Below are 13,009 nucleotides of genomic sequence, written 5' to 3' on the forward strand. Positions count from 1 at the left end.
GGTTACCGAGGCGGGCGGCCAGGCCGTCATCATGTCCTATTGGAACCCCGTGCTGCAATACGGTCCGGAGAAGTTCGCCGCCGACCTGGCTGCCGCCGGGGGACTGGGATCCATCATCCCGGACCTGCTGCCGGAGGAAGCCGGTCGTTGGGCGGAGGCCTGCAAGGCCAATGACCTATCGCCGGTCTATCTCGTCGCGCCCTCCACCACGCCGGAGCGCATGGCCCTTACTGTTGACGCCGGCGACGGCTTCATCTACGCCGCATCCCACATGGGTGTGACGGGCGCGCAGGACGAGGTCTCCAGTTCTGCCGAGGAGCTGGTCGCCCGCGTCCGCGAGGCCACGGACCTGCCGGTGGCAGTGGGGCTGGGTGTGAAGACCGGAAAGCACGCGGCGAACATCGCCTCCTACGCCGACGGCGTGATCGTCGGCTCCGCACTGATCCAAGCCGCAGCCGACGGCAACCTGAGCGAGCTGGCCGCAGAGCTGGCGCGAGGCGTTCGCGCATGATCGCGGCGGCCATTCCTTCGCCACCGCAGGGTGTCTGGGAGCTAGGCCCCATTCCCATCCGCGCCTACGCGCTGTGCATCCTCACGGGCGTGATCGTGGCCTACTTCTGGACCCGCCGCCGCTACGCGAAGCTGGGCGGGGACCCGGAGGTCACCGTCGACGCGTTGCTCGTCGCCGTGCCGGCGGGCATCATCGGTGCCCGGATCTACCACGTGATCACCGATCACGACAAATACTTCGGCGAGGGCAAAGACCCCACGCAGGTGTTCAACATCACCAATGGTGGCTTGGGGATCTGGGGCGGAGTCGTACTTGGTTCCCTGGCTGTATGGCTGCTATTCAAGGCCAAAGGCTTGCCGCTGGGCACTTTCGCCGCCGCCGTGGCGCCGACGGTACCGCTGGCGCAGGCCATCGGCCGGCTGGGCAACTGGTTCAATCAGGAACTCTACGGCGGCCCCAGCGACGCACCCTGGGCGCTGGAAATCTACCGCCGCGTGGACGAAAACGGTTACTCCGCGCCCATTACCGGGCGCTCCACCGGGGAAGTGCTGGCCACAGTCCAACCGACGTTCCTCTATGAGCTGATCTGGAACCTGCTCGTGGTCGTACTGCTGCTCGTCGCGGAACGCTACTGGCGCGTGAATGGGGGCAGGCTGTTCACCCTCTACGTCATGGGCTACACCTTCGGCCGCTTCTTCATCGAAAACATGCGCACAGACGCCGCCACCACCGTGTTCGGCGACGTGCGCATCAACGTTGTCGTCTCCGCAGTGGTATTCCTCGCTGCGACAGCACTATTTGTTTGGTGGACAGTGCAGCAACGCAAGACTGAGGGCGTCACAAAAGAAGAAGCGAAGTAGCGGGGACAACGGTGCGGGGCTATCCTCGAGTCCGTGAATAGAAGAACCAAGATTGTTTGCACCCTGGGTCCCGCGGTCGCCTCGAAGGAGCAGATTCGCGGGCTCGTAGACGCAGGAATGAACGTTGCCCGCCTCAACTTCTCCCACGGCGAGCACGCAGACCACGAGCAGAACTACAACTGGGTTCGACAGGCCACCGATGAATCCGGCAAGGCCGTCGGTATCCTCGCCGACCTGCAAGGCCCGAAGATCCGCCTGGGACGCTTCGCAGAGGGCGCAACCGTCTGGGCGACCGGCGAGACCGTACGCATCACCGTCGACGACGTGCAGGGCACGCACGACCGTGTATCCACCACCTACAAGGGCCTGGCCCGCGACGCCCGCCCCGGCGACCGCCTGCTGGTCGACGACGGCAAGATCGCGCTGGTGTGCAAGGAAGTCGACGGCAATGACGTCGTGTGCGAGGTCATCGAGGGAGGCCCGGTTTCCAACAACAAGGGAGTCTCCCTGCCGGGCATGAACATCTCCGTGCCGGCGCTGAGTGAGAAGGACACCGAAGACCTACGCTTCGCCCTGCAGCTGGGCGTGGACTTCATCGCCCTGTCCTTCGTGCGCAGCCCCTCCGACGTGGAGCTGGTGCGCGACATCATGGACGAGGTTGGCCGCCGCGTGCCGGTGATCGCCAAACTGGAGAAGCCGGAGGCAGTCGACGCGCTGGAGCCGGTCATCCTGGCCTTCGACGCAATTATGGTCGCCCGCGGTGACCTGGGCGTGGAGGTACCGCTGGAGGACGTACCGCTGGTGCAGAAGCGTGCCATCCAGATCGCCCGCGAGAACGCCAAGCCGGTGATCGTGGCAACGCAGATGCTGGACTCCATGATCGAAAACTCCCGCCCGACGCGCGCCGAAGCCTCCGACGTGGCCAACGCCGTGCTCGACGGCGCGGATGCCGTGATGCTCTCCGGCGAGACCTCCATCGGCAAGCACCCGATCACCACCGTGGAGACGATGGCCCGCATCGTGCGCGCCGCAGAGATCGACGGGGAAGTGCCGCCGCTTACGCACCGTCCGCGCACCCGCCGCGGCGTGATTTCCTACGCGGCAAAGGACATCGGCGAGCGCCTGAACGCGAAGGCACTGGTGGCCTTCACCTCCTCCGGCGATACCGCCAAGCGTGTGGCGCGACTACGCTCCCACCTGCCGCTGCTGGTGTTCACACCCTCCCAGGCCGTGCGCTCGCAGCTGGCGCTGACGTGGGGCGTGGAGACGTTCCTCATCGAAGACGTGAAGTCCACCGACGAGATGATGGACACCGTCGACCACCACCTGCTGGCTATGCCGCAATACAAGTACGACGACATGATGGTCGTCGTCGCCGGCTCCCCACCCGGAATCTCCGGCAACACCAACATGATCCAGGTGCACCTGCTGGGTCAGGAGCGGAAGAGGTAACTCAGCGTCGCGGCCAGCGCCGCGTCCGTGGATGTGCTCAGGGCCTCGATGCGCGGGGCGAAAGCACCGTGGTGGTTGCCCGGCACCGGATCCCCGGAAGCCCACAGCTCCGGATCCGTGGTGCCAATAGTCCAGAAAAGGTAGGGCACGTCGAAATGGCGGGGGATCTCAGAGAAGTCCTCGGAGGCTGTCCAGGGTTCGGCGTCAATAGAATCCTCCCCGAAGACCGCGTCAAACACCGGGCGTACGTGCTCGAACGTACTGGGGGTATTGTCGGTGAGCTCGCCGTGGGCGGAGTACTCGAACTCGGGCGGAACCTCGCAGCCGGAGGCATCGCACTCGGCGCGGACGACCCGCTCGATGGCGGCGTAAGTCTTGTCGCGCACGTCCGTGTCGTAGAAGCGGCAGTTCAGCACCAGCGTGGCATCTTCCGGGATGGTGTTGTTAGTGTGCCCGGAAGAAAGTGTGCCGACCGTAACGACGGCGAAGTCCGACGGGGCGACCTCGCGGCCGACGATGCCCTGCAGGCGAACGACGATCATCGCAGCCAGGAACGTCGGGTCGATTGATTCCTGCGGGCGCGAGCCGTGGGAGGACTTACCGTAGAGCTTGATGGTGATCGTGTCGCAGGCCGCCAGCACCGGGCCGGGCGCGGACATCACGGTGCCGAGGCGGCCGGGTAGGACGTGCTGGCCCAGGCACACATCAGGGGTGGGGATCTTCTCCGCCAGGCCGTCGTTGATCATGTTGCTGGCGCCGGCGGTGACCTCCTCCGCGGGCTGGAACAGCGCAATGAAAGTGCCGTGCCAGGCATCGCGGCGCTCGTCGAGAACCGCGCACAGGCCCATGAGCGCCGCGGCGTGCATGTCGTGGCCGCACGCATGCATGACCCCGTCGTTCTTGGAGGCATAGGGCAGCCCCGTTGTTTCCTGCACGGGGAGGGCATCGAAGTCGGCGCGCATGAGGACGGTCGGCTCGTCTGCGCTGGTTGCCTCGCTGCTCGGGTTACGGAACACGGCGGTGACGCCATAACCCCCGATACCCGTGGTTACCTCGCAATCCATCTGCGCCAACCGCGCGGTAATGTGCTTGGCGGTCTGCTCTTCCTGCAACGACAACTCGGGGTTCTCGTGCATCCACTGGTAGAAGCTATCCTGCCAGCTCAGGTCCACACCGTGGTTTGCGATGAACTCTGCAATATCTGCGTTGCGCAAAGCGAAACTTGTCCTTTCTAGCGGATTAGCGGATGGCCGGGTTGTACTTCAGCATGTTGGGGCGGGTGGCGCAGTCGTCGCCGAGGCGGATGCCCGGGGCTAGCTGGCCTTCCTCCTGAGCCTTAACCAGGGCATTGAGCACGCGCTCCCGGAGATCCGCCGGGGAGATGGTGTTAATGAAGATCTTCGTGCCGCCTTCGAAACCGGCCATGGTGGACACACGCCACTTAATGACGATGCGCCAGGGCATCGGGACGTCAACGTCGAGGGGACGGTGCAGCCACTCCTCATTACAGGAGACGTGTGGCCCGGCGGCGACGTGGCAGGCGTGAACCAAATCCGAGACGGCATCGCGTTCGGCGTCAGACATCAGCCAAGGTTCGGTCGTGGCGGACTTGGAGAAAACCTCGAGGGTCGGCCAACGGTGCCCAAAACCAGCAAACGCAATGGCGTGGTCGTTCTCGGCGATGACGAGGTTGTGGCGGGCGGCGTAGTCGACGGCCCACTCGTTGTACATGTTCGGGTTCGCGCGGACCTGGGCGATCTCCAACTCGTTCTGCAGGCCGTGCTCGTCGATGGCAACGAGCTGCTTGTGGAGGTGCTCGAAGCTGGCGCCTGCCGGGGCGAGCCAGTTTTGGAACGCGGCGACGTAGCGGACGTAGCGGTTGGCGCGGTAGAGGCGATCCATGCCGTCGACGGTGAAGGCGATGAAGTGACGGTGGTTCTCCCAGCCCAGAGTGCCGCTAGAGGCCAACTGGTCGGTGGTGTCTGCACCGGGGATGTAGTGGTCGCGGGCGATGATCACGTCGTGACCACCCGCGAAGAGCCCGGCGCTTTTTTCGTAGAGAGTCTGTAGGCGATTCTCGGGGGAGAAGAGCTCGTCGAGTTCCTCCTGCGTGGTGCCGCCGGCGGACCATTTGTCGCGTAGGATCTGCTCGACATGATCCTGGCCGGCTTCCTCGGCCAGGTAGTCAGTCATGTGCTTAGCGGCTGCGGGGTTCATTCTGTAGCCGTAGTTCATGAGCCAGTAGTCGTAGGTCAGGATCTCGAAGAGGTTCGCCACGCGGCGGAACAGCGGTTCGGTTTCCTCCAGCTTGCTAACCGGCAGTCCGCGCAGGATGTGCGCCTGGCCGTCCTCGTCGAGTACCAGGCGGGACTTCTCCGGCGGGGTGTCCAGCTTGCGGTTCAGGCCGAATGCGGTGGCGGAGTCGCGATCGCCAACGGTGCGCACCTCTGGGCGGTGCTCGGCGATGGGGCGGTTGCCGCGGCCGGGTACGGTCCACACTTCGGTGCCGGAAAACGGGTTGACCTGTTTGATCGTTCCGTCCGGCAGGGTGGTTAGGGGTGGTACGGGCGCGGGGTGCGAAGCATGGGAACCAATCACGGCACACATTCTAGTAGGTTTCCTGTCCTATCGATCACACCGCCGTGCTTGCTGTTCGCTGCTGCGTGCTGCCACACTAGGGGAATGCCAAAGATTATTTTCAGGCTGCTGGCTAACCAGGAGCAGCTGGCCGCCATCGAGCAGGATTTCCGCTCCATGATCTCCGCCCTCGGCGAAGCGTTCGAGGGCACGCTGAATCTCCAGTCCGGGCAAGCTGCAGACCCCGAACTGGTCACTACCTGGGTGGAGCTTTTCGGCGAGAGCCCAGACGAGGGCAACGATCCCGCCACCGGCGCCGAACTAACCGTCGACGTTGTCCGCTACGACATCGGCTCCGTCTCCGGCCTAGCCATGCACTTCGCCGAGCTCCTCACGGTCCGCGAGAAGGAACCCGCCGAGCCGATTCTGCGCCAGGTCCAGGATGACCCTGGCGCACCCCGCGTGCCTTGGCACGTCACTGTGGCTTCGGTATAACTCCTCTCGCGTGGGTGGTGAACTGCTCTCCGTGGTGGTTCACCCACTTGATTGTCCAACCGCCGTCGCTAGTGCTTGCCCGCCACTGCCCGTTGGTTTTCAGGTTGTGGTGGGCGCGGCAAAGGCACTGCATGTTTCGGACATCCGTAGCGCCGCCAGCCGAAGGATCTGTGTGGTTGTACGGCACGATGTGGTCTTTGTCGCACATCGGCGCGGGGTGTTCGCATCCGGGGAAGCGGCAGGTGCCGTCCCGGCCGACGAGGAATTCCTTCATTTCTCTGCTGGGCGTGTACTGTTCCACGGCCGGCGGCACCGTCACGCTGTCCACGCGCTTGGCGAAGCTTTCGTACACGTCGGCCTGTTCGGTGCTGATCGCCCCGACTCCCGGGATGAACCCTGGGCCGCCTTCCCATCGGAAGACGTGCACGTGCACTACCGTGTTGGTTTCTTCGCCGCTGATCAGCCCCGCGATCACGTCCATTCGTGCTTGTGCGAGGTCGCAGTCCAGTTCCCCGGCTAGCACCTTCGCCTTCTTCGTTACTGCTTCCCACATGCGCTGCGATTGGTCTTTCGGCATGTTCAGCGTCCACCGGGAGAGCTCGGCGGTTCCGCCCAGCGTCGTCACAGATCCCTTGGTCGCGGAGCGTTCCTCCGCCGCCGCCTTCTCGCCTTCGGCAAATGGGGTGGGGAAGTCTCGCGCGATCACTTCGCACAGGTATTCGCCCAGTTCCTTCGCCGTTGGACCTTCTTCGCGTGCACTGATGCAGTCCACCGCGTGTTTTTCCAGGTAGCGGTTGAACTGTTCTATGTCCATGATCGCCTGCCCCGCCTCGTCGGGCTCCGTCAGCTGTGCTGCGTAGGCGTTGCGCACGCGCCACACTTGCTCGAGGTGCCGCACGCCGATCACCCCGGCTTTCAGCGCCGCCAGCCCTAGCATGTTCATCACGGCGAGTATCTGCGCCGCGTGCGAGAACACTATCGCATCCGCTGTCCCCGCCTTCCGCAGCGCTTGTATCCGCGCCACAGTCGGGTCGTCGATCACGCTGTATGCATACGCCGCGTCGACCCTGTTGCACATCCGCCGCATCTCGTCGGCATCCATTTTTGCCCCCTTCTTGTCCGAGCGCCGCTTACCTTACACACGGCCCCGGACAACCCCTTACCCTTCTTAGTGACGCCCCCTCATTTTCACCTCTAGAGCAGGCTCGATAGGAACTCTTGGGTGCGTTCGTGCTGCGGATTTCCAATCACTTCTGCGGCCGGTCCGTGCTCCACGATCACGCCGCCGTCCATGAAGGCAACTTCGTCGGCGACTTCACGTGCGAATCCCATCTCGTGGGTCACTACCAGCATCGTCATGCCGTCGTCGGCCAGGTGGCGCATCACGTTCAGCACTTCGCCGACCAGTTCGGGGTCCAGTGCGGAGGTCGGCTCGTCGAAGAGCATCAGCTTCGGCCGCATCGCCAGTGCGCGGGCGATGGCCACGCGCTGCTGTTGTCCGCCGGAGAGCTGCACCGGGTAGGCGTCGGCCTTGTGGGCGAGTCCCACCTGGTCCAGCAGCTTGCGCGCGTGCTCGATTGCGTCGTCTTTGTCCTCGCCGCGCACCTGCACGGGCGCTTCGATGATGTTCTCCAGCACGGTGCGGTGGGTGAACAGGTTGAAGTGCTGGAACACCATTCCGATGTCCACGCGCTGCGCCGCTGCTTGCTTCGGCGTCAGTTCGTAAAGGTTTCCGTTCTTCTCGCGGTAGCCGATTAGCTCGCCGTCTACTTCGATACGCCCGGAGGTTACTTTCTCCAGGTGGTTCACGCAGCGCAGCAGGGTGGACTTACCAGATCCGGAGGGGCCGATCAGGCAGGTTACGCCGCCGCGAGGGACTTCCAGGTCGATGCCTTTCAGAACGTCGAGCCGGCCGTAGCGCTTCCAGACGTCCTGGATGGAGATCATCGGTGCGTTGGTTTCAGACATGGTGGTTACTAGTCCTTCTTTTCGTTCGACCCGACGGTGATATTGCGTGGGGGCACGCCTTCGGCGTCAGCAAGGGCGGCGAGTTGGCGCTGCGTGAGCTGGCGCGACGATCCGCGAGAGAAGTAGCGCTCAACGTAGAACTGCCCAACCATCAGAATGCTGGTGATCACCAGGTACCAGGTGGCGGCAACAAGCAGCAGCGGGACGGGCTGGAATAGCGAGTTAGAGATGTCGGTGGCGCGGCCGTAAAGCTCGGCGGTGTACGGCACGGCAATAACCAGCGAGGTGGTCTTCAGCAGCGAGATGAACTCGTTGCCCGTCGGCGGGATGATGATGCGCATTGCCTGCGGCATTACGGTGCGGCGCATGTTCTGCCCCCAGGTCATGCCCAGTGCTTTCGAGGCTTCGGACTGTCCTTCGGGCACGGCCTGGATGCCGGCACGGACGATTTCTGCCATGTAGGCGGCCTCGTTCAGGCCGAGGCCCAGCACGGCCAGGATGAAGGCGTTCTGCAGTACTTGCTCGAGGTCGATTTCGGCGAAGCCCACGCTCACGGACTGGTAGAGGGAGCTCAGCAGGCCCCAGAACACCAGCTGCACGTACACGGGCGTGCCGCGGAAGACCCACAGGAACAGCCACGCCACACCCTGCAGCACGGGATTCGGCGACATGCGCAGAACCGCGACGATCGCACCGATGATCACACCGATGATCATCGCCAGAATCGTCAGTGCGATGGTGTGCATCGCCGCCTTAACGATGCGGGTATCCAGCAGGTACTGGAAGTAGGTGTCCCAGTGATAGGCCTCGTTTTGGGCTGCGGAGATGATGAACCACACCACGAGCGCCGCGAGGATTACCGCCGCGATCCAGCGGCCGGGGTGGCGTAGCGGGATCGCTTTGTTCTCGGTGGGGCGCCTACGCTGCGTTGCGGAGGAGGCGTTTTGGTTGCTCACTTGGTGCCTTCTTTCGGTTCGAGCGTGTGGGGCAGTTGGTAGGGCTTGAGGTTGAACGTCACTGCGTCTAACCCGCCGTCCTCGAGTTCCCATTGTTTGAGGATGGCCTCGTATGTGCCGTCGTTCATCATGGTCTGCATCGTTGCGGCCAGCGCTTTTCCAAGCGGGTTGTTCTTTTTGACGCCCATACCGAACGGGGCGGTATCGAAAGGTTCGCCAACCCGCACCAATTTGCCGTCAGAGCGGGCGATGGCGAAGTCGATCACTGGCGAGTCGGAGCTGTAGGCGTTCGCCTTTTTCAGAATGGTTGCGGTAGCAGCGGCGTCGGCCTTTTCGTAGACCAGCTTCTCAATTGGCTCTTTGCCCTGGGCTTCGCATTCGTCGGAGCGTCCCTGCACTTCGTCCGTGTCGGAGTAGGTGCCCTTCTGCACGGCGACCTTCAGGCCGCAGGCGTTGTCGGGGTCGATGTTGTCCTCGTTGCCGGGCTGGGTGGCCCAGGAGATCCCGGCGCTGTAGAAGTCGACGAAGTCGTAGTTTTTCTGCCGCTCTTCGGTGTCGGTGAAGGCACTGGCTCCGACGTCGACGGATCCGGCGCTGATGGCCGGCAGGATCAGGTTGAAGTCCATTTGGTTGACTTCGACGTCGAGGCCCATCATGGCGCCGGCGGCGCGGATGAGGTCCATTTCGAAGCCGATGATGTTTCCGTCGGAGTCTTTAAACTCGTTGGGCGCGTAGGGCGGGTTGGTGCCGACGGTGATTTTTCCCTTGGCCTGGACGTCCGGGGGCACTAGGGCGGCGAGCTGCGGGTTCTTCGCCGGGAGGATTTCCTCCCAGCCTTCCGGGTTGCCGAGTTCTTCGTTGGTCACACACCCCGCCAGCGATGCTGAGAGCAGGATCGCAAGGGTGCCCTTGGCCACGGTACGGGCCAGAGAGCGTGGGTGGCTATGTTTCATATCGTGGATTATATCGGAGTATGTGAATATTCTTTAATGTCTTTCGTTCCCTGAACCTCCGCGTCGGGCCTGTCGGCCTTGTTTCCGCCGCGCAAGTCGAGGGCTAGGGCAATGACGAACAGGATGGCACCACTAACAGCGAACAGGGGAGCGATCACGCTGTATCCGCCGAGCAGTATCCCCAGCGCTACCCAGTGCTTCCAGCTGAGTTCACAGAGGTCCACGCGGGCGCCGTTGTTCTTGCCGCCGCGGCGGCGCCACCACATGATGTATCCGTAGACCACGAGCGCGCCGATGCCCAGTGCCAGCAGTGCCAGTGCGATCTGGCTGACCAGCCCGAACAGGGTTCCCATGTGTAGCTGGATAATCCAGCTGGTCAGCTGGGCTGCGATGGGCCAGGAGCTAAACGGCAGGCGGTCGATAACTTCGCCGTTCTCACCGTTTACGGTGATCGCATCGTTGTGCATCTTGTACGCCTGGCGCGGTTCGCTGACCGTCCAGGCCTGGCCGGCTTCGCTCGGGGGAGCCAGCTGTAGGGTGCCGGTGAGTCCCTCGTTGCGGCCAACCTGGAGGGCTGTATCGGCCTGTGCCAGGTCGATCTCTGCAGTACCGCCGTGGCCCGTGTGGCCTGTGTGACCTGCGTGCTCGCCATGGCCCGCGTGACCAGAGCCGTCGCCTTGCGCATCTTGTTCGCCGTTGATGCTCGTGTTCGGTTCGGGTGCCATCCAGTTCAGTTCTTCGCGGACAGCTGCGATGTTGTCGCCTGCGAAGTGGGACCAAGTCAGGCCGGAGATGCACAGGAAGATCAGCCCTGGTGCGGCTACCAGTCCGATGAGAGTGTGGCGCTGCATGGCTTGGCGGCGGGACTTCTTCTTGGGCTTGCGCTGGCTTTTCTGTTTGCGCATGAACCACCACATGGCCACGCCGGTGACGGCCATGGGGCCTAGCCACGTGGCGGCGGTTTCGGAGTAGATGCGGCCGGGCTCATCCAGCCAGAGGTTGCGGTGGCCTTCGGATAGCCAGGCGCGGAACGGTAGGGAAGAAGCGCTGCCGTACTGGGTCAGCTCTCCGGTGATGTGCAAATCACCCGGATCAACGAACACTGCTCGAGTGTAGCTTTCGGAGGGCAGAGTTGGATCGGCGAAGAGCACGCGGGTGGTCTTGCCTTCTCCGTCGGGGATCTGCACCTTAGCGACGTCGAGGTCGGGGTGGATGCGCTTCGCGGCTTCGATCTGCTTGGCTACCGGTTGGGCTGGGCTGCTTGAGGTGGCAGCCAGCTCAGATTTGTAAACCCACGTTTCGATGGTGGGGGCGAGTGCGTAGAAGAAGCCGGAGAAGGCGGCTACGAGGATGAGGGGTGCGATGAAGAGCCCAGCGAGGGTGTGGACTCTGCGAATAATTCTGCGAGACATGCTTCATTAGTCGCATGCCTGGCGGGATCGGTTCCCATTAGCGACGAGCGGGGTAGTGTTCGGGGGACTGGTGGCTAGTAGGAGGGACGGTCCGTCTCAAGTGCTTGGAACACGAAGTCCAACTTTTGGTCTAGGATCCGCAGCGCCATTTCCTCGTCGTCCTCCCGGTCAGCAGGCAGTGAATCTGTCATCGCGAAGAGCTCAAAGGAGTGCCTGAAAGGCCCGGAGCTGAACACGAAGTTCGTGATCACGTCGATGGCGAACAGAGCCTGTCCGCGGCTGAATCCGGCGTCATTAAGCCTCCCCAAAAGGTTCGTGACGCTTTCCCGGAAGGCGAAAAGGCTGTTGGGGGAGCTCAGTAATGCTTGCGCGAGCCCCGGGTAGGTAGCGCACATCCGCGCTAGGTAATAGGCGTAGTCCCGGAGTAGTTCCTTCCAATCGCCCTCAGTGGTAAGCGCTGTGGCTTCGGTGATGTGCTCGATGCAGGCGGTCAGAAGGGTGTCGCGGCTGTAGATTCGGTACAGTGCGGACGTGGCCACTCCCAGGCCTTTGGCCACCTCTGACATGGTGAATTTATCTAGACCGATTGCGAGAGCCTGGTTGATGACGTCTTCGCGGTCAAAGGTTGGCTTCGGGCCGGTCTTGCGGTGAGGGCGTTTTCCCTCTGCGGGAAGCGGGGTGGACATGCAGTGAACATTAGTTCATTTTTTATCCTTATTGCTAACTGGTGCCCCCGGAAAGAAAAACAAATACCCCTGCTCTTTAAACAATAAAGAACAGGGGCAGCTGTGGTGCCGTTTTAGCCGTTTAGACTACTGCGGGTTCTGCGGGTTCTGAGGATCCTGAGGGGCGTTGCCCTGCCAACCCTGGTTCGGCTGCTGGCCGAAGTTGTTCTGACCGTAGTTGTTCTGGTCAAAGTTGTTCTGCGGCTGCTGGCCGTAGCCCTGCTGACCAAAGTTCTGCTGGCCGTAACCCTGCTGCGCGAAGGCCTGCTGCGGAGCGGACGGGTTGTTCTTCCGGTCGTTCAGCAGTGCAAGCACGCCGAAGGCGATGATGGCGATGGAAGCCAGCAGGATCAGGATCAGACCTGCGCCGACGCTTACGTTTACAACGTCCTCGTCAAAATCACCGGCCTTAGAGCCGATGCTGGCCCAGTCGATGATGGAGATCAGCAGCAGGATGGCGCCGATGGCGATCACCGGAATGCCACGCCACCACTTCTGGGCCAGCTGCTCTACGAACAGGTAGGCTGCAATTCCGCCGATGACGATCAGGGACAGGAACATGGTGATGATGCCGTCACCGTCGGTGCCGGAGACCGTGACGGTGCCATAGAATGGAACCGAGACCTTGCCCCACGGCATGAAGCTGCCGATGAAGCTGATCAGAGCGGCGCCCGCTGCACAAACCAGCCACAGAACGGACTTGTTGGAGAAGTCCAGGTACTGCTTGATGTCGAACTGCCCGCCCTGGCCGTTCTGCTGGTTCTGGCCGTTGAAGCCCTGCTGGTTCTGGAAGTTGTTCTGGCCGTAGCCGTTCTGTGCACCCTGCTGCGGAGCGCCATATGCGTTCTGGCCTTGCTGCTGCGGTGCCGGGTTCTGCTGGCCGTAGGGGTTCTGGTTCCAGTCCTGGCTCTGCGGCTGCTGCGGTGCACCGTTGTTGCCGGTGTTGGCCGGGTCGTTGGAACCGAAGTTCTCGTCCGTCATGGTTCTCCTCGCGTCACGAAACTGTCTTAGCACCCCTTAAGAAAGGGCTGCGTCATTTCTTCGCGATTTATATTAACGGACAACCTTCGAGCTCGACGGGTTTGGTGATGGTCGCGGCA

The 13,009-nt window shown here is 62.8% G+C and carries 13 protein-coding genes; 4 read left to right on the top strand and 9 right to left on the bottom strand.

Annotated elements, in window-relative coordinates; genetic code table 11:
* From trpA to pyk, 3 genes are all read left to right on the top strand, one after another.
* The coding region (trpA, locus tag Q0331_RS00715) for a tryptophan synthase subunit alpha (RefSeq protein ID WP_298073977.1) at positions 1-511 on the top strand (511 nt) is incomplete at its 5' end.
* Complete coding sequence (gene lgt, locus Q0331_RS00720) at positions 508-1,371, top strand: prolipoprotein diacylglyceryl transferase (protein WP_298073979.1); 864 nt, start codon at positions 508-510, stop codon at positions 1,369-1,371. The genes trpA and lgt, both read left to right, overlap by 4 nt.
* A 33-nt stretch (positions 1,372-1,404) precedes the next feature.
* A complete protein-coding gene (gene pyk / locus Q0331_RS00725) occupies positions 1,405-2,823 on the top strand; it encodes a pyruvate kinase (protein WP_011273405.1) in 1,419 nt (472 codons plus the stop codon).
* Here pyk and Q0331_RS00730 read toward each other — a convergent pair.
* Positions 2,805-4,037, bottom strand: coding sequence for an amidohydrolase (locus Q0331_RS00730; RefSeq protein WP_298073983.1), 1,233 nt, complete (start codon positions 4,035-4,037; stop codon positions 2,805-2,807). The genes pyk and Q0331_RS00730 overlap by 19 nt on opposite strands.
* A 25-nt stretch (positions 4,038-4,062) precedes the next feature.
* Entirely contained in the window at positions 4,063-5,430 is a 1,368-nt protein-coding gene (locus Q0331_RS00735; RefSeq protein WP_298073985.1) for a DUF4921 family protein, read from the bottom strand.
* A gap of 75 nt (positions 5,431-5,505) precedes the next feature.
* On the opposite strand from Q0331_RS00735, the gene Q0331_RS00740 reads away from it, so the two are divergent.
* Positions 5,506-5,895, top strand: a complete 390-nt coding sequence (locus Q0331_RS00740) for a hypothetical protein (RefSeq protein WP_298073987.1) — start codon at positions 5,506-5,508, stop codon at positions 5,893-5,895.
* Here Q0331_RS00740 and Q0331_RS00745 read toward each other — a convergent pair.
* The 7 genes from Q0331_RS00745 to Q0331_RS00775 form a co-directional block, all read right to left on the bottom strand.
* Entirely contained in the window at positions 5,876-6,997 is a 1,122-nt protein-coding gene (locus tag Q0331_RS00745; protein ID WP_298073989.1) for an HNH endonuclease signature motif containing protein, read from the bottom strand. The two genes, Q0331_RS00740 and Q0331_RS00745, sit on opposite strands and share 20 nt — an antisense overlap.
* A gap of 92 nt (positions 6,998-7,089) precedes the next feature.
* On the bottom strand, positions 7,090-7,863 hold the full coding sequence (locus Q0331_RS00750; RefSeq protein ID WP_011273410.1) for an amino acid ABC transporter ATP-binding protein: 774 nt from the start codon (positions 7,861-7,863) through the stop codon (positions 7,090-7,092).
* 8 nt (positions 7,864-7,871) lie between these two features.
* Entirely contained in the window at positions 7,872-8,819 is a 948-nt protein-coding gene (locus tag Q0331_RS00755) for an amino acid ABC transporter permease (RefSeq protein ID WP_298073993.1), read from the bottom strand.
* On the bottom strand, positions 8,816-9,772 hold the full coding sequence (locus Q0331_RS00760) for an ABC transporter substrate-binding protein (protein WP_049049418.1): 957 nt from the start codon (positions 9,770-9,772) through the stop codon (positions 8,816-8,818). Before Q0331_RS00760 ends, Q0331_RS00755 begins: the two co-directional genes overlap by 4 nt.
* A gap of 8 nt (positions 9,773-9,780) precedes the next feature.
* Complete coding sequence (locus Q0331_RS00765) at positions 9,781-11,184, bottom strand: PepSY domain-containing protein (RefSeq protein ID WP_298073996.1); 1,404 nt, start codon at positions 11,182-11,184, stop codon at positions 9,781-9,783.
* A 74-nt stretch (positions 11,185-11,258) separates the two neighbouring features.
* Complete coding sequence (locus tag Q0331_RS00770) at positions 11,259-11,870, bottom strand: TetR/AcrR family transcriptional regulator (protein WP_298073998.1); 612 nt, start codon at positions 11,868-11,870, stop codon at positions 11,259-11,261.
* A 126-nt stretch (positions 11,871-11,996) separates the two neighbouring features.
* Positions 11,997-12,890: an ECF transporter S component gene (locus tag Q0331_RS00775; RefSeq protein ID WP_298074001.1), complete on the bottom strand. Its 894-nt coding sequence runs from the start codon at positions 12,888-12,890 to the stop codon at positions 11,997-11,999.
* Positions 12,891-13,009 lie beyond the last annotated feature (119 nt).

Origin of the sequence: uncultured Corynebacterium sp., assembly GCF_937999985.1 — a bacterium.
Classification (GTDB): domain Bacteria; phylum Actinomycetota; class Actinomycetes; order Mycobacteriales; family Mycobacteriaceae; genus Corynebacterium.